This window comes from Bradyrhizobium sp. NBAIM01, from assembly GCF_020194115.1.
Taxonomy (GTDB): Bacteria; Pseudomonadota; Alphaproteobacteria; order Rhizobiales; family Xanthobacteraceae; genus Bradyrhizobium; species Bradyrhizobium yuanmingense.
Window position 1 is genome coordinate 365,972 of record NZ_JADYVU010000001.1, and the last position, 17,866, is coordinate 383,837.

A 17,866-nucleotide genomic window follows, 5' to 3' on the forward strand; every position below is an offset into this window, starting at 1 on the left:
GCAAGCTCCCTCACGCAGCCGTGAGTGGTAATCCGAGACCGTATTGATCCGGAATTGAACTTGGTCGGCGGTTGCTGCATTTGTATGCCAACGCAAGCGCCCTTGCGCGAGCGTTTCCTTGGCAGCAATCCGGCTCCGGCCGATTGTCTTTGCTTGGGCGTTTCCTCCCTAGACTTGGGCCGCTTGTCACAAGCAAGCGGCTCTTTCTTTTTGCGCGGCTGTCACTGCATCCGCATGATCTGGTCCATCGGCGGCATGTTGGCGTTGAGATTCGCCATGATCCAGACCGTGCCGCCGACCACCAGGAACACCACCAGCAGCCCGAAGGCGAGCGCCAGCACGTTGTTGGTGTTATCGGGGCCGGTGGTGATGTGCAGGAAGAACACCAGATGCACGCCCATCTGTGCGATCGCGAGCACGATCAGCGCGACGGGAATCGAGGGCTGCCAGACCAGGTCCGTGCCGGCGATGAAGAACGACGTCGCCGTGAGCAGCAGCGCGAGCACGAGCCCGACGACGTAACCGAGGATCCTCGCGCCGACGCTATGCTCTTCTTCCTCGCCCGGCGCGAGGTCGCGTTTGACCATCCCATGCGTCTGCTCACTCATGGCGCGCTCCCGAGCAGGTAAACGACGGAGAACACTGCGACCCAGACGATGTCGAGCGCGTGCCAGAACAGCGCAAAGCACGTCATCCGGCGCAAGATGTCTGCGCGAAAGCCCTTGGCGAACACCTGGGCCATCATGGTGAGAAGCCACAGCACGCCGGCGGAGACGTGAAGGCCATGGCAGCCGACCAGCGAGAAGAACGCGGTCAGGAACGCACTGCGTGACGGGCCATAGCCGCGCGCGATGAGGTCGGCAAATTCGCGAAACTCGAGAACGAGGAATATCAGCCCGAGCACGCAGGTCACGGTCATGCTAAGATAAAACCAGAACCGGTTGCGCACGTCGGCGGCGATGCTGGCCATGCCGCAGGTGAAGCTCGACAACAGCAGGCAGACCGTCTCGATCGCCACGTTCCTCTGCTCGAAGATCTCCGCGCCCTTGGGGCCGCCGGCGGTCTGGCCTGACAGCACCGCATAGGCCGCGAAGAAGCAGGAGAACATCACGATGTCAGAGAGCAGGAAGATCCAGAAGCCGTAGGCGGTCACGATCCGCTTCGGCGCGGGGCCAGGATGCTCGATGACGAGGCCGATATGATGGGGGTCGGCGTGCGCGTGGCCTGCGGTCGCGATCATCGCCATCAGACTGCTCCCGCCATGCTGACGAGGTTGCGCCGTTCCTCGATGTTGCTGCGGTCGATGCGGGCGACCTCCTCGGCCGGAATGACGTATTCGTCATGATCGCGCCAGGCGAACACGACGAAGGTCGCCCAAGCGCCCAAGCCGCCCAGGATCACCATCCACCAGATGTGCCAGATCAGCGCGAATCCCATGATGGTGGCGAAGAAGGCACAGACGAATCCGGTCGGGGAATTCCGGGGCATCTCGATGTCCTGATAATCCGGCGTCTCATGCGCGAGCGATTGCTGCTTCGCGCGCGCCTTCATATCCCAATAGGCGTCCTCGCCGCGCACATCGGGGTTGAACGCGAAATTGAACACCGGCGGCGGCGACGAGGTTGCCCATTCCAGCGAGCGCCCGTCCCAGGGATCACCGGTGCGGTCGCGCAACGCCTCGCGATTGCGGATGCTGACGACGAGCTGCACGATCTGACAGATCACCCCGATCGTCAGCACCGCCACGCCGACCGCCGCAACGATCATCCAGGGCCGCCAGGCCGCGACGTCGTAGTGCTGCATGCGCCGGGTCATGCCGAGCATGCCGGCAATGTAGAGCGGCATGAAGGTTATGAAGAAACCGATGAAGGTGAACCAGAACGCGGCCTTGCCCCAGCGTTCGTCGAGACGGAACCCGAACGCCTTCGGGAACCAGTACTCGAAGCCGGCAAAAACGCCGAACAGCACGCCGCCGATGATCACGTTGTGGAAGTGCGCCACCAGGAACATGCTGTTGTGGAGGATGAAGTCGGCCGGCGGCACCGCGAGCAGCACGCCGGTCAGTCCGCCGATGAGGAACGTCACCATGAAGCCGACCGACCACAACATCGGTGTCGCAAAACGGATGCGGCCGCCATACATTGTGAACAGCCAATTGTAGATCTTCACGCCGGTCGGTATCGCAATGATCATGCTGGCGATGCCGAAGATGGCATTGACGTTGGGACCTGCGCCCATCGTGAAGAAGTGGTGCAGCCAGACCATGAAGGAGACGACACAGATCGCCATGGTCGCGAGCACCATGGAGCGGTAGCCGAACAGCGCCTTGCCGGAGAAGGTCGAGACCACCTCGGAGAAGATGCCGAAGGCGGGCAGCACCAGGATGTAGACCTCGGGATGGCCCCAGGCCCAGATCAGGTTCATGAACATCATGACGTTGCCGCCGGCCTCGTTGGTGAAGAAGTGGAAGCCGAGATAGCGGTCGAGCAGCAGCATCGCCAGCGTCGCGGTAAGGATCGGGAACGCCGCGACGATGAGGAGGTTCGAGGCCAGCGTGGTCCAGCAGAACATCGGCATGCGCAGGTAGTTCATCCCCTTGGTGCGCAGCTTCAGCACGGTGGTGACGAGATTGATGCCGGCCACCAGCGTGCCGACGCCGGAAATCTGCAGCGACCAGGCGTAATAGTCGACGCCGACGCCGGGCGAATAGGACAGTTGCGACAGCGGCGGAAAGGCGAGCCAGCCGGTGCGCGCGAATTCGCCGACCACGAGCGAGATATTGACCAAGAGCGCACCCGTCGCCGTCAGCCAGAAGCCGACCGAATTGAGCGTCGGGAAGGCGACGTCGCGCACGCCGAGCTGGAGCGGTACGATGAGGTTCATAAGCCCGATCACGAACGGCATCGCCACGAAGAAGATCATGATGGTGCCGTGCGCGGAGAAGATCTGGTTGTAGTGCTCCGGCGGCAGATAGCCCTGCGACTGATACGCCACAGCCTGCTGGATCCGCATCATGATGGCGTCGCTGCCGCCGCGCAGCAGCATGACCGAGGCGAGCAGGATGTACATGACACCGATGCGCTTGTGGTCGACGCTGGTGATCCATTCGCGCCAGAGATAGGGCAGATGTCCCTTCACCACGACCCAGCCCAGCACGCCGAGGATCGCGACAAGCACCACCGCGCCGGCGACGAGCGGAATCGGCTGGTCGAGCGGGATGGCCGACCAATCGAGCTTACCGAGCATCATGGCCTCCACTGTGCGACCGGCCTGCTTCGGACGCGAGGGCCGGCCCGGGCCCCGGCGGAATGTGCTGGGTCGCGATCAAATCGAACAGGCGCGGATCGTCGAGGCGGTAGACCGGCCTGCCCTTCTCAATGCCCTGCTGCATCAGCTTCTTGTAGCTGTCCTCGTTCAGCACCGCGTCCGTCTTCGCCGTATGCGCCACCCAGTCCGGGAAGGCGAGCGGCGAGATCACGTTGACGTCGAACATCATGTCCGGGAAACCGTCGCCGGAGAAATGCGCGGACAGGCCCTGAAGCTTGCCTTCGTTGTCGGCGCGCAGGTTCAGCTTCGTCACCATGCCGTTCATGGTGTAGATCATGCTGCCGAGCTGCGGGATGAAGAACGTGTTCATCACGCTCGATGACGTCAGCTGGAAATTCAGCTCGGCGCCGGCCGGCACCGTCAGCGTGTTGACGGTGGCGATGCGCTGGTCCGGATAGATGAACAGCCATTTCCAGTCGAGCGAGACCGCCTGGATCCGCACTGGGCTGCCGGTGCCCGGCACGGGCGCGGCGGGATCGAGCTGGTGCGAGCCGATCCAGGCGACGCCGCCGAGCAGGATCACGGTGAGCGCCGGAATAGACCACACCACCATCTCGACGCGGCCGGAATAGACGAACTCCGGCTGGTAGCGCGCCCTCGGATTCGAGGCGCGAAACCAGAACGCGAAAGCCAGAATCGCGAAAATGGTCGGCACCACGATCACGAGCATGATGAAGACCGAATCGACCAAAATAGTTCTATTGGCCGCAGCCACGGGCCCTTGCGGATCGAGCAGATTCATCGGCAAGCCACTGGTGGTTGGGAAGCCCCGGGACTGAGCCTAGCGCGGGAAAGGCTCCGCGACAAACGCTGCGAGGCCGGAACGGTTCCTGGACCGCAACGGCCAGCCATGCGCGATGGACCGGCCGCCACATGCAATTCCGTGCGATGTCAATGACATGAACGCGGAAAGCGCGCTCTTCTCTCCCAGGAGCGCGATTGCTAGTCTGCACGAAAATAATGACAAGGACGGGAGTGAACCGAGATGCGCTTGAAGGACAAGGTCGCGATCGTCGTCGGAGCCGGGCAAAGCCCCGGCGAAGGCATGGGCAACGGCCGCGCCACCGCGCTCACCTTCGCGCGCGAGGGCGCCAAGGTCTTGTGTGTCGACCACCATCTGGAATCGGCGCAGGAGACGGTCACGATGATCACCGCGAAAGGCGGCACGGCGGCGGCCTTCAAGGCGGACGTGACCAAGGCTGCGGATATCAAGGCGATGGTTGCGGACGCGCAATCGCGCTGGGAGCGTATCGACGTGCTGCACAACAATGTCGGCGTCAGCCTCGCCGGTGGCGATGCCGAGCTGCTGCAAATAACCGAGGAGGCGTTCGATCGCGTCGTCGCGATCAATCTGAAGAGCTGCATTCTCGCGGCGAAGGAAGTGATCCCGATCATGCGCGCGCAGAGAAGCGGCGCCATTATCAACATCTCGTCGATGGCCGCGATCACCACCTATCCTTACGTCGCCTACAAGGCGACGAAGTCGGCGATGATCGCCTTCACCGAACAGCTCGCCTACCAGAACGCCGAATACGGCATCCGCGCCAACGTCATCCTGCCCGGCCTGATGAACACGCCGATGGCCGTCGACACCCGCGCCCGCGAATGGCACAAGACCCGCGCCGAGGTCGAAGCCGAACGCGACAGCAAGGTGCCGCTGCGCAGAAAGATGGGTACGGGCTGGGACGTCGCCAACGCCGCGCTGTTCCTGGCGAGCGACGAGGCGAATTTCATCACGGGCGTGACGCTGCCGGTGGATGGCGGTGCGAGCGTGAGGCGAGGATGAGGTGCTCTTCTTCCTTCTCCCCTTGTGGGAGTAGGTGGCGCAAAGCGCCGGATGAGGGGTTCTCTCTACACCTGAGACTGCTCGTGACGATAGATACCCCTCACCCGGCTTCGCGTTCGCGAAGCCACCCTCTCCCACAAGGGGAGAGGGTGCAGCGTCACCGCGGCGCGCTTGTCACCCGCCAGATCGTGCCGTTGCCATCTTCCGAGATCAGCAGCGATCCATCCTTCGCCGCGGCGACGCCCACGGGGCGCCCCCACACTTCCGTATCGTTCACGACGAACCCGGTGACGAAATCCTCGTATTCGCCGGTCGGCTTGCCGTCCTTCATGCGGATGCGGATCACCTTGTAGCCGGTGCGTTTCGACCTGTTCCAGGAGCCGTGCTGGGCGGCGAAGGCGTCGCCCTGGTATTCGGGCGGAAACTGCGCGCCCTGGTAGAAGGTCATGCCGAGTGAGGCCGAGTGCGGCTGGATCAGCACATCGGGCACCGTCACCTTGTCCTTGAGATCCGGCCGCGCGCCGGCATGGCGCGGGTCTTCATTGCCACCGATATAGAACCACGGCCAGCCGTAGAACGCGCCTTCCTTCACGCTCGTGACGTAATCGGGCACGAGGTCGTCGCCGAGACCGTCGCGCTCATTGGTCGAGCACCAGGGCAGACCGGTCTGCGGCTGGATCGCGAGGCCGACGCAGTTGCGGATACCGGTGGCATGGATCTTTCGCTCCCTGCCGTCAGGGTTGAAGGCCAGCACCGCGCCGCGCTCGAGCTCGCTGGCCCATGTGGCGCCGAGCGGCTGCGTCTTCGCCCACGCCTCCATCCCGCCGGGCGGCGTGCCCATGCCTTCGGCGACGTTGCTGAGCGAACCCACCGACACCAGCATACGCTTGTTGTCGGGCGTGAAGACGATATCGCGGGTGGAATGGCCCCCATCCGGCAGGCTTGCGACAACCGTCTCCGCTTTGCCGCGCGCCTTGAGATCGCCGGCCTTGTAGGGAAAGCGAACGACGCTGTCGGTGTTGGCGACATAGACCCATTGCGGATTGTCGCCATTCGGAAAGAAGGCGATGCCGAATGGCTGCCGCAGGCCGCTGGCGAACACCTCGTTGGTGGCGACCTTGCCGCCTTCGCCCGCGCGCAGCACCCGGACGGTGCCGGCGCGCATTTCCGCGACGAACACGTCGCCATTCGGCGCCACGCGGATGATGCGCGGCGCGCGCAGGCCTTCGGCGAACAGCTCGATCTTGAAGCCGGCCGGCACCTGGAGCTGGGCTTCCGGCGGACGCGGCACCACGCGCGACGAGCTCGCAACCGATCGCGTGGCGCCGGGCCTGACCAGATCCTGCGGCCGGATCAGCCTGACCGTGCCGGGCTTGTCGGCGCGCCAATCGCCATAGGCGTCCTTGCCCTGCAACACGGGCTCGGCGTGTGCGCCGGCCGCCGCAGCAGCAGCCAGCAGCGCTGCGAGCATCGCCACGAACGTTATCCTGTCGCTCAATTCGTCGTCCTCCGCCTTGGGCGTGTCGTGCGTCAACGCCGATCACCCGCAAAAGGTCTCTCGGCGAGTTTGGCGCCTGCCGAATCCCACGTCAGTTCATGCCCGCACGATGTGCATCAGCCGCAGTCCATCATACTGGAAAATGCGGTTGAACGGTGCGACACATTGTGAGGGCGGCGATCGCCGGTTACGGTCATGGAGGCTGCGGCATCCAGATCGCGCCGGATGAGGAGATCATGTGGGGATCCGTCATATCAGAATGGGCGAGCCTGCTGCTGCGCTGGCTGCACGTGGTGGCCGCAATCGCCTGGATCGGCAGTTCCTTCTATTTCATCGCCCTCGATCTCAGCCTGAAGCCGAAGGCCGACCTGCCGGGCGGCGTGCAGGGCGAGGCCTGGCAGGTCCATGGCGGCGGCTTCTACCGGATCATGAAATACCTGGTCGCGCCCAGCCAGATGCCGGACGAGCTGACCTGGTTCAAATGGGAGGCCTACACCACCTGGCTGTCCGGCTTCGCGCTGATGGTGGTGGTGTATTATCTCGAGGCCGACCTGTTCCTGATCGACAAGTCGATCCTCGACCTCACATCATTCCAGGCCGGACTGTTCAGCTTCTGCAGCCTGGCGCTGGCGTGGCTGCTCTATGAGGCCGCCTGCCGCACCGGGCTCGCCCAGCGCGAACTGCCCTTCGCCATCGGCGGCTATCTGTTCCTGGTCGCGCTCACTTACGCCTTCACCCATGTGCTGAGCGGACGCGGCGCCTTCAACCAGATCGGCGCGATCATCGGCACCATCATGGTGGCCAACGTCTTCACGCTGATCATCCCGAACCAGAAGAAGATCGTGGCCAGCCTGATCGCCGGACAGGCGCCTGACCCCAAGCTCGGCAAGGCCAGCAAGGAACGCTCGGTCCACAACAATTACCTGACGCTTCCCGTCGTCGTGCTGATGATCAGCAACCACTATCCCCTGCTCTACGCCACGCGCTTCAACTGGATCATCGTCGCGATCGTCCTGGCGCTCGGGCCGGTGATCCGCCACTTCTTCAACGAGCGTCATGCCGGGCGCAAATCGCCCTGGTGGGTGTGGGGCGTGGCCGCGGCCGGCGTGATTGCGATTCTCCTCCTCTCCGCCGCCGGACCGCGCGAGGTGAAGACGGGCGCATTGTCGGCGCCGGTCACGGCCGCCAATGTCGAGGAGATCGTGATGTCCCGCTGCAGCATGTGCCACGCGGCCGAGCCGGTCTGGGCCGGCATCGTCACCGCGCCGAAGGGCATTGTGCTCGACACGCCCGAGCACATCCATCGCAACATTCGCCTGATCGGGCGGGTCGCAGCCTGGTCCAATTCCATGCCGCCCGGCAACATCACCGAGATGACCGGCGAGGAGCGCGCCGTCCTCGCGGCTTACCTCGAGCAGGCGCGCTGAAGCGCGTCGGAGGATGCATCGCGCGGAATGAAATTCCGCATCTCTCGCCGAATTGAAAATGACTTGACGGCCCATCCGGCGTAGACATGGCCGACAGCCGCCGGCGCGGCGCAAAATCAGCTTGCAATCGGGGAATAACAACAGTGGCCCTCAAGAACGTCATCGGTATCGACCACGCCGTCGTCATGGTGAAGGACCTCGACAAGGCCGCCGAGAACTACAGACAACTCGGCTTCACGGTCTCGCCGCGCGGCACCCACAGCGCACATATGGGCACCGGCAATTACACCATCATGTTCGACCCCGACTACATGGAGCTGCTCGGCGTGCTCGTGGCAACCGAGCACAATGCGCCGGCCCGCGCCTTCGTCGAGCGCCATGGCGAGGGCATCGAGCGCATCGCTTTCACCGCAGTCGATAGCACCGCCGGCGCCGAGGAGATCCGTGCACGGGGCCTGGAGCCGATCGGCCCGACCGATTTCGAACGCCCCGTCACGCTGCCAGACGGCACGATCTCGGCGGCGAAATTCCGCACCTTCATGTGGCCGACGGCTGAAGCGCCGGGCGGCGTGCGCATCTTCGCCTGCCAGCACAAGACCCGCGAGACTGTGTGGATCCCCGAGCTGATGACCCACGCCAATGCGGCCAAGCGGATCAAGCAGACGCTGATCGCAACGCCGGAGCCCGCCAATGAGGCCGCGCATCTCGCCCGCCTGATCGACCGCGAGGCGAAGACCGACGCGGACGGCGCCGTCATCGTGCCCTCCGGCGGCGATCGCGCCGACTTCGTCTATCTGGCGCTGGACCAACTCGCCAAGCGCTATCCCGGCGTGTCGCTGAATGGCCTCTCAGAGCGCGGTGGCGCCGCGCTGGTGCTGGTCAGCGGCGATCTCGCGGCGACCGAGAAGGCGCTGGGGCCAGCCGCGGTGCGGAGCGCAGCTGCGATCTGCGTGCCGCCGGCCAAGGCCAACGGCACCCTGCTCGCCTTCATTGCCGGCTGATTTGAACCAATTCTTTAACGGGCGTTTACCCGGCGGCTGTAGACTTCCCGGCCATCAAGCCACCGGGGCCAAACGCATGTTCAAAGAGGGATCGCCGATCGCCTATGACGCGCCGGCCGAGCTGAAGAAATGGCCGTCGCTGAAGGGCGAGCGGCAGAAGGATCGCGGGCCGCCCTATCTCGTCTACAACGGCACGCTCGCCGAATGCGTCCGCGAGCTCATGGGCAAGCCGATCAAGGGCATCTCGCTCTACGACATCATGACGACGCCGCAGGCCGCCTTCGATCAAAACGTGCTGTCGCCCGGCGACGCCGCGGAGATCGCGATGCGGAAGGATTTTCCGAAGGACTAGTTCGCGGCACGCTTCGCAGCGGGCGTGCCCTGCCGCTTCGATGAGGATTCCGTCGGCGCATCGAGGAAGACGACGGGCATGCCGCGCTTCACGTTCTCGCCGAGCACACGCGCGTCCCAATTGGTGAGCCGAACGCAGCCGTGCGACGCCGACTTGCTGACCTTGTCGGGCTCTGCCGTTCCGTGGATGCCGTAGCCCTGCGCCGACAGGCCGATCCAGTATGCGCCCACCGGATTGTTCGGACCCGGCTTGATGTCGAACGGTCTCTTGGACTTGACGCTCTTGAACTTGTAGTCGGGATTGTAGCGGTAGGTCGGCAGCTCGTGGCTGGCGGTGACCTTCAGCGTTCCGGTTGGCGTCGGGCGATCCGGACTGCCGACTGACGCCGGATAGAACGCCAGCAGAGCGCCGCTTGCGTCGAACGCTTTCAAGGTCCCGTTGGTCTTATCGACTTCGAGCCGGGCAATGCGCGGCAGCTCGCGCCGCGCCGGAACATTGGCAACCACGATCGTCTCTCCGGCCTTGTCGAAGGTCTTGCCCGGATTGAGTGCCTTGAGCAGATCCGCGCTCATGTGGAATTTCTCGGCAAGTCCTTCGAGCGGGCTGGTGTAGCTCAGCGCGTCCAGCGACTTCATGTCATCGAGCTTGGCCGGCAGCTTCCTTAAGAACGGTCCCTTCACGTCGGCGTCGGTGATCTTGTAGTCGACGAGGATCGGGCCCTCGCTCGCTGCGGTCAGCTTGTCCCAGAGCTCCGGCGCCACAACCTTGTCGGATGCGATGCCGTTCTGCTCCGCGAACGCCTTGAGCGCCTTCTGCGCGTTCTCGCCGAGCTTGCCGTCAATCTCGCCGGGCGAATAATGCGCGCGATCGAGCAGCACCTGAAGCTTCACCACGGCTGCATTCAGCTTGTCGGTGGCCGGTGGCTTCGCAGGACGCGCAGCGTCATTCACCGCAGCAGGCTCGAGATTGCCTGCGAGCGCCGGAGCGACGAGCCACAGCGACATCACCGCGCCTAGTATCCATCGCATCGTCATCGCGCATCCCACTCGCAAACGGCCCGCAAAAACCGCGGATGGTTTCGCTTCGGGAACACCGTAGTAACACCGAAGGAACCGACGAGATCGCAGCTTTGCCGCAATCGGACGGTTAAGAACTTCCTATCGCCGGCGCATCGCTGGCCGTTCATCCCACAGTTCGAGGTTCTCCCAGCAAATGCGATTTGTCGTCGCGGCTTGCGCCGCGTTTCTGCTTCTGATGTGCGATCTCGATCCGTCGACATCCCGCCAAGCATCACGTTTCGACACCACTGTTCTCAAGAACAATCATGCCTCGTCACTTGTTCCGGTGGTCGAGCTCTTCGTCGCCAGCGTGCAAGCGATCGAGCTTGCCAACGCGCACGCGGCTTACGAGCAGGTGATCGAGCCACCGCGCGCGGTTGAGCCGGTGGTGCAGGCGGAGCCCTCGCCAACCGAACGATTTTGTCACGCGCTGCGCGAGGCCGCCGAATCCAGCGGCATTCCGGTGCCGTTCTTCGCGCGCCTGATCTGGCAGGAGAGCCGCTTCAAGTCCAACGAGGTCAGCCATGCTGGCGCGCAGGGCGTCGCGCAGTTCATGCCGGGGACGGCCGCCGAGGTCGGGCTCGACGATCCCTTCGATCCGATGAAGGCGCTGCCGGCGTCGGCAAAATTCCTGCGCAAGCTGCGCGACGATTTCGGCAATCTCGGCCTTGCTGCCGCGGCCTACAATGCCGGTCCTGGCCGCATCCAGAAATGGCTTGCCAGGCAGAGCGCGCTGCCGCGTGAGACGCGCGACTATGTCCGGATCATCACCGGTACCAAGGCCGAAGACTGGACCGAACGGTCGGAGGCACTCGCGATCCGCATCGACCTGCCGCGCGAAGCGCCATGCGAAGGCATCGGCAGTCTTTCGAAGGCCAAGGACGTCGCCTGGGTTCCGGTGAACCTGACGCCTTCGGTTGCGAACATCATTCGCAAGGCGGAGCAAGTCACGGCGCGCGTGACGACGAAGGGCGCCCGCAAGCGGCTCGCCACACTGTTGCGGAAGAATGTCACGGCTCCCGGCAAGGCCCGCAGCATGATCGCGGCACGCGCGGCCGGAAAGAGCGCGAAGGCTCGCGCCGTTCGTCTCGCATCGCGCGAACGGACGTCAGGCTAACGATCGGAGCCGCTCGCTTGCGGCGGCTCCGACCCAAATCGACCTAGTCGATCTCCTCGATCACCCGCCGCTCGCGCGGCTCGATGACATAGGTCCGGGTGTCGCGGTGGATGTAGCGATATTCACGCAAGCCCGGCGCATCGCGATAGACCGTGGTCGGGAATTCCTCGACCTCGACGCTCTCGGGAAGACGGTCACCGACGCGGATCTCACTACGCGCTGTGCTGCCGGTGGTCCGCACTTCCTTGCGCCCCTCGGTACGGGTTTTCGCATGCTTGCGGATCACCTCGCGATCGCGATCCGAGAACTTGCTGGCGCTACGCTCGCGCGTGGTCGTCGTTGTCGCCGTGGACTGGCCTGAGTATGGCAGCACCGTCACGATCTTGTAGGTCGCCGGATCGACCACGACGATCTGATCTTTCACCAGCGCAAAGCTGTAGCCGCGATATTGCGGCACGATCTCGACGACGTCGGGCGGCAGCGTCGAGAGGTGCACGTCGCGCGGCACCACCGTGCCGACGTTCAGCGCGAAATTGACGTTGGTCAGCGGCCGCACGTTGAGGTGCGAGATCGACGCGCTGATCTTGGTCTCCTGCTGCTTGTTGAGGTTGACGTCGGTCTGGGCGGCCGCCTGGTTGCTCGTCGGCGCAGACGGTGCCTGCTGGGCCTGGTTGGTTCCAGATGCGGCCGGTGCCTGCTGGGCTTGATTGCTGGCCGGCGGCGGATTGGACCGGTCCTGCGCCTGGTTGGTGTTCGCAGCTGGCGGGTTGGCACTCTGCTGCGTTGCAGGCTGGTTACCGGCTGCATTGGAATTCGCCGTCCCGCTCTGCGACTGCGCAGTCGAGCCCGTATCGGCGGTGCCGGAGCCGGACGATGGTGGATTGGCCTGCGTGGTCTGGGCCGGCGTTCCCGACGACGGGGATTGCTGCGGTTGCGATGTGGTCTGCTGCTTGTCGGTCGCGCTCGACGTCGTGGATGGCGCGGTGGAGTTCGACTGGGACTGCGGCGTCTGCTGAGACGGCGGATTCGTGCTGGGCGATTGCGCAAACGCGGCGCTCGCCAGCACCACCCCCATTGCGGTGGTTGCCAACAGGCGGATCATGGTTCACTCCCTTTCATCAAATGAACATTGGCTACTAACCTGCGCTAGGACGCGCAGTTCCACTTTTTCCCGAGGGAAGGCCGCGGCTCTTTTTGCGGAACCTGCAATGCCATCGAAGAGTGCCGGGATCATCGCTTATCGCAAGCGTGGGAACATCGAGGTGCTCCTGGTCCATCCCGGAGGGCCGTTCTGGCGCAACAAGGATCTCGGCGCATGGTCGATCCCGAAAGGCGAGTACGCGGACGGAGATGACGCAGAGGCCGCTGCGCGACGGGAGTTCGCCGAGGAGCTGGGACAGGAGCTTTCCATGCCGTTCACCCCGCTCGGCCAGGTCAGGCAGCGCGGGGGCAAGCTCGTCACCGCCTTCGCGGCCGAGCTCGATCTCGACGTGCGCAGCATTCGCAGCAACACGTTCGAGATGGAATGGCCGCCGCGCAGCGGCAAGCGGCAGGCCTTTCCGGAAGTCGACCGCGCCGAATGGTTCACGCTCGACGCGGCGCAGGAGAAGATCAATGCAGGACAGCGTCCGCTGCTCGACCGGCTTAAGCTGCTGATCGGCAGATAGCGCGTCGCGCCCTATTCCGCCTTGATGTTCGCGGCCGCGACCACCTCCGCGAGCTCCTTGGTCTCCTTGGCGATCTTCGCGGCGTAGTCGGCCGGGCTGAGCACGCTGACGACGCCCTGCGCGCCGAGCTTCTCCTCGGCCGAGGGATCCTTGGCGGCGGCGACGATCTCCCGATGCAGGGTTTCCAGGATCGGCGCGGGCGTTGCCTTGGGCATGAAGAAGCCGACCCAGAACGAGATGTCGAAGCCGGGATAGCCGGCCTCCGCCACGGTCGGCACGTCGGGCAGCGCCGGCAGCCGCTCGGCCGAGGACACCGCCAGCGCGCGCAGCTTGCCGGCCTTGACCAGCGGCACGGCGGAGAGCGGATCGAACACCGCCAGCACCTCCTGCGCGAGAATGCCGACCTCGGCGGCCGAGCCGCCGCGATAGGGCACATGGATCAGCTTGATGCCGGCCTTCTGGCTGAGCAGCTCCATGGCGAGATGGGCGAGATTGCCGTTGCCGCCCGAGCCGTAGGCGAGCGCGCCGGGCGCGGCCTTCGCCGCAGCGACGAGATCGGCCACCGACTTGACGTTCGCCGTCTTGGGATTCTCGGGATTGACGACGAGGACGAGCGGCGCCGAGACCACCGTGGTGAGCGACGCAAAGTCGACTTGCGGATCGTAGCGGATGTCCTTGAACAGCGTCTTGTTCAGCGTGATCGTCGACGAGTTGCACGCGAGCATGGTGTAGCCGTCCGCCTCGGCGCGCGCGACGGCTTCGGCCGCGATCATGCCGTTGGCGCCGGCGCGGTTCTCGACCACGAAGGGCTGGCCGAGCTTGTTGCTCAAGCGGTCGCCAATGATGCGCGCGACGACGTCGACCGGGCCGCCCGCACTGAAGCCGACCATGATCTTGACCGGCCGCGACGGATATTTCTGCGCGAGAGCCTCTGTCGCCGGCGCCAAGGCGCATAGAGCTGCGATGACTGCCAGCAGGCGGGCGGTTCGTTGCATTCGTTCTCTCCCAGACCTCTTGGCGTCGCTTGTGCATGCTTGTTGGTGCGACGCCGTAGAAGTCATGAATAGCGGCCGTGCCGGATTTCGCAATCGCGTTTGAGCGCCGGCATTCCGCCGCACGGCACGTGCGTGCCGCTTCCAATACAAAAGTGCGAAAACAACCCCATGCACAGTAGACCGCCTCTTTCAGAACAAAGGCTTGCGCAGGGCCGAGGAAATTTTTCGGATTTACGAAATAAATTCTGTCGCGTCGGGCAAAACAGTGCCATAATGCCATCATCGCAACAGTCGCGAGCGTCACGGCCTGCCGGTCCGGACCCGTGCCGACGCGGTTGCGTCTAAACCCTTCATCGACATTCCAAAATCCGCATTCGCGCGCAGCGGCGAACGGCCGTTCGCGCTTGCGCGCTCAAAGGACACATGCCCATGACGACAGCTCTCGAACGCCACATCCCCTCGCCGCTCGCGGCATCCGATCGCAGCGTCCCCGCCGCGACCCCGCGCGTAAAACTCTACAAGCGGCGCATTGCAATCCGCCATCCCGACCCACAGGCCGGCGAGCGGCTGCTGGCCGAGGCGCTCGGCGCCGCCGACCGCGACGCGATGCACGGCATATTGAGGCAATTGGTCAAGGCCAGCGTGGTCGGGCAGAAGCCGGATGAGGCCAATCTCGCCTTCATGATCTCGACCATCAGGAGCATCGCGCCGAAGGATTCCATCGAGGCCTTGCTGGTCTCCCCGATGGTGTCGGTGCACATGGCGGCGATGCGCTGTGCCTGCCGTCTCGCCTGCACCGACGATCTGACGCAGCAGGAGGGCATCGCCCGCGCCTTGACCCGGCTCTCCCGCACCTTCGCCGCCCAGGTCGAAGCGCTGAACCGCCACCGCAACAGCGACGAGCGCGCGATCACGGTGCAGAATTTGTCGGTGCAGGACGGCGGACGGGCGATCGTGGGCAACGTCACGCAGCATGCCAGCATGATCATTGCGGAGGCTGGCGCAATGGAGACGACTTCGAATGCAGAAACGGGCGCAGGCCGCGAGGTCCATACGAGTGGCGCCTGCGTATGACCGGCGATCACATCCGTCATACCGATGCAATGCAGTCGAGCCCGCGCTGCGGGGCGCAGACGCGCCGCGGTCTCGCGTGCCGCGCGCCAGCCGTGCACGGCAAGCGCCGCTGCCGCATGCATGGCGGCGCGCCAAGATCGGGCGCTCCGAAGGGCAACCGGAATGCATATCAACATGGAATGTGCACACCGGACGCCCGCGCCGAGCGACACCGGATGAAGGCCTTGCTGGAGGACGCTTGGAAGCTGCTGATCGAGTTGAAATAGATTGCGGCCCAGGAGCGACGCGGATGACGCCATTCCGGCGCGAGACATGACCTCAAGAAAACGAAGCTCTGATGGAGCCTTAAGCCAAAAAGCTCGGTGCCGCAGCCATACAACTAGGGCCGTGTATTTGCCGGAGCCACAGGGACAATCTGCAGCCCAGCTGCGTTCAGCGCTTCAGTGATTTGCTTGGCCAGCAGCTTGGCTTCCTCAGTGCCGATTTGAGCGTCGGGAAGCCGCTCGAAGAACGCACAAAGCGTCGTCGCTATGATGGTATTGACCTGGTGCGCATCAACCATTTGCTGCACGCGACATTAAGAATGACTTCACCGGCGCGGCGGTCGCCTGCCGGGCCGTGGCGGGTCATCGCAAGCCGAAGAACGAAAGAATGACGGCGATCACAACGATGAGCCCTATGAGGTAGATCAGACTGTTCATCGCAATTCTCCTTTCCCACGTGATGGGTTGGATTCATTCGAGGGTCGTCGCTGCGTCCCTGGCACTACCTTGCTGAACGGCCAGCTTTTCGAGCTCCACTTCCTTCTCGATGGCCGCCAGAGAGTTGCCGATCTTGTCGACGATCCTGACCAGATCGGCATTGGAGATGCGAAGCCGCCTGCGGACCGACTTGACCTGCTCGGCGCTCGCAAGATCGAGCGTTGTGCGGATGGGCCGTGGTGGTCTCGAGGACAGCATGATCAGGTCTCCCTAACCTAGGTAAGAGAGACGATGTCTCCTTTGTTCCTACGTCCGCCACGGAAGCTCCCAAGAGCGAAGATGATGCAACCGTCGCGCGCACCGCGGAGACACCCACAACACTTTATCCCCGCGGCGCAACGCCATGACCCCCTACCAGCTGAGTGCCGTCTCGAAGGTGGTGCGTTGCAATGCGGCTAGCCTCTCGGCAATGTCATTGCTCGAGAGGTCGAGTATCAGTCCGAGGTCACATTCCGGCATGAGGGGGGCGCGCTGCCGCCATTGGCACCCGCCCCCTCAATCCTGTAACCCACCCTAAAACCTTCTCGGGACGGGACGCTCATGACCAATGCCGACGACGACGCGGGCACCGCCACCCGCGCGCTGATCTTCGCGCTGGTCGCGCTCGCCTGCGGCCACATGCTGTCGACCCTGCTGCGCACCATCCCGGCGGTGAGCCTCGATTTGATGGCGGCGGATTTCCACATCGAGCCGCAGGCGCTGGCGAGCCTCACGTCGGTCTACCACTTTGCCTTTGCAGCCTCGCAGATCCCGGTCGGCGCGGCGATGGACCGGTTCGGCGTGCGGCCGGTGTCGCTCGCCCTGCTGGCGGGAACCGTGTTCGGCGCGATGGCCTCGGGGTTTGCGACGGGGCCCGAGAGCTTCGCCGTCGGGCAACTGCTGCTCGGCGTCGCCACCTCGGGCATGCTGATGTGCCCGATGACGCTCGCAGCCAAGCAATTGTCGGCGGCGCGATTCGGATTGTGGTCGGGCGCCATCCTCTCGATCGGCAACATCGGCATGCTGCTGTCGGCGAGCCCGCTCGCTTTCGTGATCGATACTTACGGCTGGCGCGCCGGGTTCTGGATCTCCGCAATCGGCGGCATCCTCGTCGCGCTGGCGGTGTTCGTACTGGTGCCGCACCAGCCGGCCGAGCACAAGGACGAGTCCTCGCCGCTGTCGCAGATGATCGATGTGGTCAGGCTCGGCCTGTCACGGCCGCTGCGCGGCGTGATCGCGCTGGCGATGGTGTCGCTGGCGAGCACGCTGGTGCTGCGCGGCCTGTGGGGAGGACCCTGGCTGATGGAGATCAAGGGCCTGACGCGGATCGAGGCCGGCAACCAGCTCGGCGCGTTCACGCTGGCGATGATCGCAGGCCCGCTGCTCGTCGGCATGATCGACCGCAGGCTCGGCCGCCGCCGCGAGCTGGTCGCCGGCACGCATGCGATCGCGGCGCTACTGCTCGCGCTGATGGCGCTGGGAGCGCCGCACTTCGCCGTTGCATGGCTGTTCGGCGTGAACGTCATGCCGCCCTCCTACGATCTGGCATTGTTCGTGCTCATCGGGCTATTCACCTCGGCGCAGCCGCTGCTGTTCGGCATGTCCAGGCAACTGGTCGATGCGCAGGTCGCCGGCAAGGCGCTTGCGGCCGTCAATCTCGCCTTCTTTCTCGGCACTGCGCTGATGCAATCCGTCACCGGCGCGGTGGCCGCGCTCGCGGGGCTGCCGGCGGTGCTGCTGTTCATGGCGGCGGCGCTGGCGCTCGGCGTGCTGATTTTCTTGATCTACACGCAGCGCGTCTGAGCCCCTTGCGAAATGCGGAAG

The 17,866-nt window shown here is 64.5% G+C and carries 19 protein-coding genes; 9 read left to right on the forward strand and 10 right to left on the reverse strand.

The features are described 5' to 3' along the window. Nucleotides 1-221: 221 nt before the first annotated feature. The 4 genes from cyoD to I6F31_RS01610 are packed head-to-tail and all read right to left on the reverse strand — an operon-like array spanning nucleotide 222 to nucleotide 4,069. Complete coding sequence (cyoD, locus tag I6F31_RS01595) at nucleotides 222-608, reverse strand: cytochrome o ubiquinol oxidase subunit IV (protein ID WP_036026014.1); 387 nt, start codon at nucleotides 606-608, stop codon at nucleotides 222-224. After that, nucleotides 605-1,246 (reverse strand): cytochrome (ubi)quinol oxidase subunit III, encoded by a 642-nt coding sequence (locus I6F31_RS01600; protein ID WP_036004283.1) that lies wholly within the window; start codon nucleotides 1,244-1,246, stop codon nucleotides 605-607. The genes cyoD and I6F31_RS01600 overlap by 4 nt, the downstream gene beginning before the upstream one ends. Then, nucleotides 1,246-3,246 carry a cytochrome o ubiquinol oxidase subunit I gene (gene cyoB, locus I6F31_RS01605; protein ID WP_225185120.1) on the reverse strand — a complete coding sequence of 667 codons (2,001 nt, stop codon included), beginning with the start codon at nucleotides 3,244-3,246 and terminating at the stop codon, nucleotides 1,246-1,248. Before cyoB ends, I6F31_RS01600 begins: the two co-directional genes overlap by 1 nt. Beyond that, nucleotides 3,236-4,069 carry a cytochrome ubiquinol oxidase subunit II gene (locus tag I6F31_RS01610; RefSeq protein WP_225127494.1) on the reverse strand — a complete coding sequence of 278 codons (834 nt, stop codon included), beginning with the start codon at nucleotides 4,067-4,069 and terminating at the stop codon, nucleotides 3,236-3,238. The genes cyoB and I6F31_RS01610 overlap by 11 nt, the downstream gene beginning before the upstream one ends. Before the next feature lie 243 nt (nucleotides 4,070-4,312). Here I6F31_RS01610 and I6F31_RS01615 point away from each other — a divergent pair, with 243 nt between their 5' ends. Continuing rightward, the gene (locus tag I6F31_RS01615) at nucleotides 4,313-5,113 is read left to right on the forward strand and encodes an SDR family NAD(P)-dependent oxidoreductase (protein ID WP_036037896.1); all 801 of its coding nucleotides are present in this window, start codon (nucleotides 4,313-4,315) and stop codon (nucleotides 5,111-5,113) included. A 157-nt stretch (nucleotides 5,114-5,270) separates the two neighbouring features. On the opposite strand, the gene I6F31_RS01620 is transcribed toward I6F31_RS01615, so the two are convergent. After that, entirely contained in the window at nucleotides 5,271-6,611 is a 1,341-nt protein-coding gene (locus I6F31_RS01620; protein ID WP_225185121.1) for a sorbosone dehydrogenase family protein, read from the reverse strand. 236 nt (nucleotides 6,612-6,847) lie between these two features. Between I6F31_RS01620 and I6F31_RS01625 the strand changes: the two genes are divergently transcribed. The 3 genes from I6F31_RS01625 to I6F31_RS01635 all read left to right on the forward strand — a co-directional run bounded on the left by I6F31_RS01625 (nucleotide 6,848) and on the right by I6F31_RS01635 (nucleotide 9,391). After that, nucleotides 6,848-8,038 (forward strand): urate hydroxylase PuuD, encoded by a 1,191-nt coding sequence (locus tag I6F31_RS01625; RefSeq protein WP_225155738.1) that lies wholly within the window; start codon nucleotides 6,848-6,850, stop codon nucleotides 8,036-8,038. Between the two features lie 143 nt (nucleotides 8,039-8,181). Next, nucleotides 8,182-9,039, forward strand: a complete 858-nt coding sequence (locus I6F31_RS01630) for a VOC family protein (protein WP_225184585.1) — start codon at nucleotides 8,182-8,184, stop codon at nucleotides 9,037-9,039. Nucleotides 9,040-9,115: 76 nt separating this feature from the next. After that, nucleotides 9,116-9,391 carry a hypothetical protein gene (locus tag I6F31_RS01635; RefSeq protein WP_036004252.1) on the forward strand — a complete coding sequence of 92 codons (276 nt, stop codon included), beginning with the start codon at nucleotides 9,116-9,118 and terminating at the stop codon, nucleotides 9,389-9,391. On the opposite strand, the gene I6F31_RS01640 is transcribed toward I6F31_RS01635, so the two are convergent. Continuing rightward, nucleotides 9,388-10,419, reverse strand: coding sequence for a L,D-transpeptidase family protein (locus I6F31_RS01640; RefSeq protein ID WP_225185122.1), 1,032 nt, complete (start codon nucleotides 10,417-10,419; stop codon nucleotides 9,388-9,390). The genes I6F31_RS01635 and I6F31_RS01640 overlap by 4 nt on opposite strands. Before the next feature lie 184 nt (nucleotides 10,420-10,603). On the opposite strand from I6F31_RS01640, the gene I6F31_RS01645 reads away from it, so the two are divergent. Next, complete coding sequence (locus I6F31_RS01645) at nucleotides 10,604-11,566, forward strand: lytic transglycosylase domain-containing protein (RefSeq protein ID WP_225184586.1); 963 nt, start codon at nucleotides 10,604-10,606, stop codon at nucleotides 11,564-11,566. Nucleotides 11,567-11,609: 43 nt separating this feature from the next. On the opposite strand, the gene I6F31_RS01650 is transcribed toward I6F31_RS01645, so the two are convergent. Beyond that, entirely contained in the window at nucleotides 11,610-12,668 is a 1,059-nt protein-coding gene (locus I6F31_RS01650; protein ID WP_225184587.1) for a DUF1236 domain-containing protein, read from the reverse strand. Between the two features lie 106 nt (nucleotides 12,669-12,774). On the opposite strand from I6F31_RS01650, the gene I6F31_RS01655 reads away from it, so the two are divergent. Beyond that, a complete protein-coding gene (locus tag I6F31_RS01655; RefSeq protein ID WP_225171694.1) occupies nucleotides 12,775-13,233 on the forward strand; it encodes an NUDIX domain-containing protein in 459 nt (152 codons plus the stop codon). Nucleotides 13,234-13,244: 11 nt separating this feature from the next. On the opposite strand, the gene I6F31_RS01660 is transcribed toward I6F31_RS01655, so the two are convergent. Beyond that, nucleotides 13,245-14,228 carry a tripartite tricarboxylate transporter substrate binding protein gene (locus I6F31_RS01660; RefSeq protein WP_225112708.1) on the reverse strand — a complete coding sequence of 328 codons (984 nt, stop codon included), beginning with the start codon at nucleotides 14,226-14,228 and terminating at the stop codon, nucleotides 13,245-13,247. Nucleotides 14,229-14,657: 429 nt separating this feature from the next. Here I6F31_RS01660 and I6F31_RS01665 point away from each other — a divergent pair, with 429 nt between their 5' ends. Together I6F31_RS01665 and I6F31_RS01670 are read left to right on the forward strand one after the other, a co-directional pair. Continuing rightward, complete coding sequence (locus I6F31_RS01665) at nucleotides 14,658-15,302, forward strand: hypothetical protein (RefSeq protein WP_225184588.1); 645 nt, start codon at nucleotides 14,658-14,660, stop codon at nucleotides 15,300-15,302. Further along, nucleotides 15,299-15,568, forward strand: coding sequence for an HGGxSTG domain-containing protein (locus I6F31_RS01670; RefSeq protein ID WP_036026046.1), 270 nt, complete (start codon nucleotides 15,299-15,301; stop codon nucleotides 15,566-15,568). The genes I6F31_RS01665 and I6F31_RS01670 overlap by 4 nt, the downstream gene beginning before the upstream one ends. Nucleotides 15,569-15,681: 113 nt before the next feature. On the opposite strand, the gene I6F31_RS01675 is transcribed toward I6F31_RS01670, so the two are convergent. After that, nucleotides 15,682-15,864, reverse strand: coding sequence for a hypothetical protein (locus I6F31_RS01675; RefSeq protein ID WP_036037914.1), 183 nt, complete (start codon nucleotides 15,862-15,864; stop codon nucleotides 15,682-15,684). Nucleotides 15,865-16,036: 172 nt separating this feature from the next. Continuing rightward, nucleotides 16,037-16,261 (reverse strand): hypothetical protein, encoded by a 225-nt coding sequence (locus I6F31_RS01680; protein WP_225173679.1) that lies wholly within the window; start codon nucleotides 16,259-16,261, stop codon nucleotides 16,037-16,039. A 342-nt stretch (nucleotides 16,262-16,603) separates the two neighbouring features. Here I6F31_RS01680 and I6F31_RS01685 point away from each other — a divergent pair, with 342 nt between their 5' ends. Next, nucleotides 16,604-17,845 (forward strand): MFS transporter, encoded by a 1,242-nt coding sequence (locus I6F31_RS01685; RefSeq protein ID WP_225173678.1) that lies wholly within the window; start codon nucleotides 16,604-16,606, stop codon nucleotides 17,843-17,845. The last annotated feature ends 21 nt before the right edge of the window (nucleotides 17,846-17,866 follow it).

What these genes read in the sequence shown, in the direction of transcription:
- I6F31_RS01670 (WP_036026046.1), top strand. Translation starts at nt 15,299, where the DNA reads ATGACCGGCGATCACATCCGTCATACCGATGCAATGCAGTCGAGCCCG.
- I6F31_RS01660 (WP_225112708.1), bottom strand. Translation starts at nt 14,228, where the DNA reads ATGCAACGAACCGCCCGCCTGCTGGCAGTCATCGCAGCTCTATGCGCC.
- I6F31_RS01610 (WP_225127494.1), bottom strand. Translation starts at nt 4,069, where the DNA reads ATGAATCTGCTCGATCCGCAAGGGCCCGTGGCTGCGGCCAATAGAACT.
- I6F31_RS01680 (WP_225173679.1), bottom strand. Translation starts at nt 16,261, where the DNA reads ATGCTGTCCTCGAGACCACCACGGCCCATCCGCACAACGCTCGATCTT.
- I6F31_RS01675 (WP_036037914.1), bottom strand. Translation starts at nt 15,864, where the DNA reads ATGGTTGATGCGCACCAGGTCAATACCATCATAGCGACGACGCTTTGT.
- cyoD (WP_036026014.1), bottom strand. Translation starts at nt 608, where the DNA reads ATGAGTGAGCAGACGCATGGGATGGTCAAACGCGACCTCGCGCCGGGC.
- I6F31_RS01615 (WP_036037896.1), top strand. Translation starts at nt 4,313, where the DNA reads ATGCGCTTGAAGGACAAGGTCGCGATCGTCGTCGGAGCCGGGCAAAGC.
- I6F31_RS01655 (WP_225171694.1), top strand. Translation starts at nt 12,775, where the DNA reads ATGCCATCGAAGAGTGCCGGGATCATCGCTTATCGCAAGCGTGGGAAC.
- I6F31_RS01685 (WP_225173678.1), top strand. Translation starts at nt 16,604, where the DNA reads ATGACCAATGCCGACGACGACGCGGGCACCGCCACCCGCGCGCTGATC.
- I6F31_RS01640 (WP_225185122.1), bottom strand. Translation starts at nt 10,419, where the DNA reads ATGCGATGGATACTAGGCGCGGTGATGTCGCTGTGGCTCGTCGCTCCG.
- I6F31_RS01665 (WP_225184588.1), top strand. Translation starts at nt 14,658, where the DNA reads ATGACGACAGCTCTCGAACGCCACATCCCCTCGCCGCTCGCGGCATCC.
- I6F31_RS01645 (WP_225184586.1), top strand. Translation starts at nt 10,604, where the DNA reads ATGCGATTTGTCGTCGCGGCTTGCGCCGCGTTTCTGCTTCTGATGTGC.
- I6F31_RS01625 (WP_225155738.1), top strand. Translation starts at nt 6,848, where the DNA reads ATGTGGGGATCCGTCATATCAGAATGGGCGAGCCTGCTGCTGCGCTGG.
- cyoB (WP_225185120.1), bottom strand. Translation starts at nt 3,246, where the DNA reads ATGCTCGGTAAGCTCGATTGGTCGGCCATCCCGCTCGACCAGCCGATT.
- I6F31_RS01635 (WP_036004252.1), top strand. Translation starts at nt 9,116, where the DNA reads ATGTTCAAAGAGGGATCGCCGATCGCCTATGACGCGCCGGCCGAGCTG.
- I6F31_RS01650 (WP_225184587.1), bottom strand. Translation starts at nt 12,668, where the DNA reads ATGATCCGCCTGTTGGCAACCACCGCAATGGGGGTGGTGCTGGCGAGC.
- I6F31_RS01600 (WP_036004283.1), bottom strand. Translation starts at nt 1,246, where the DNA reads ATGGCGATGATCGCGACCGCAGGCCACGCGCACGCCGACCCCCATCAT.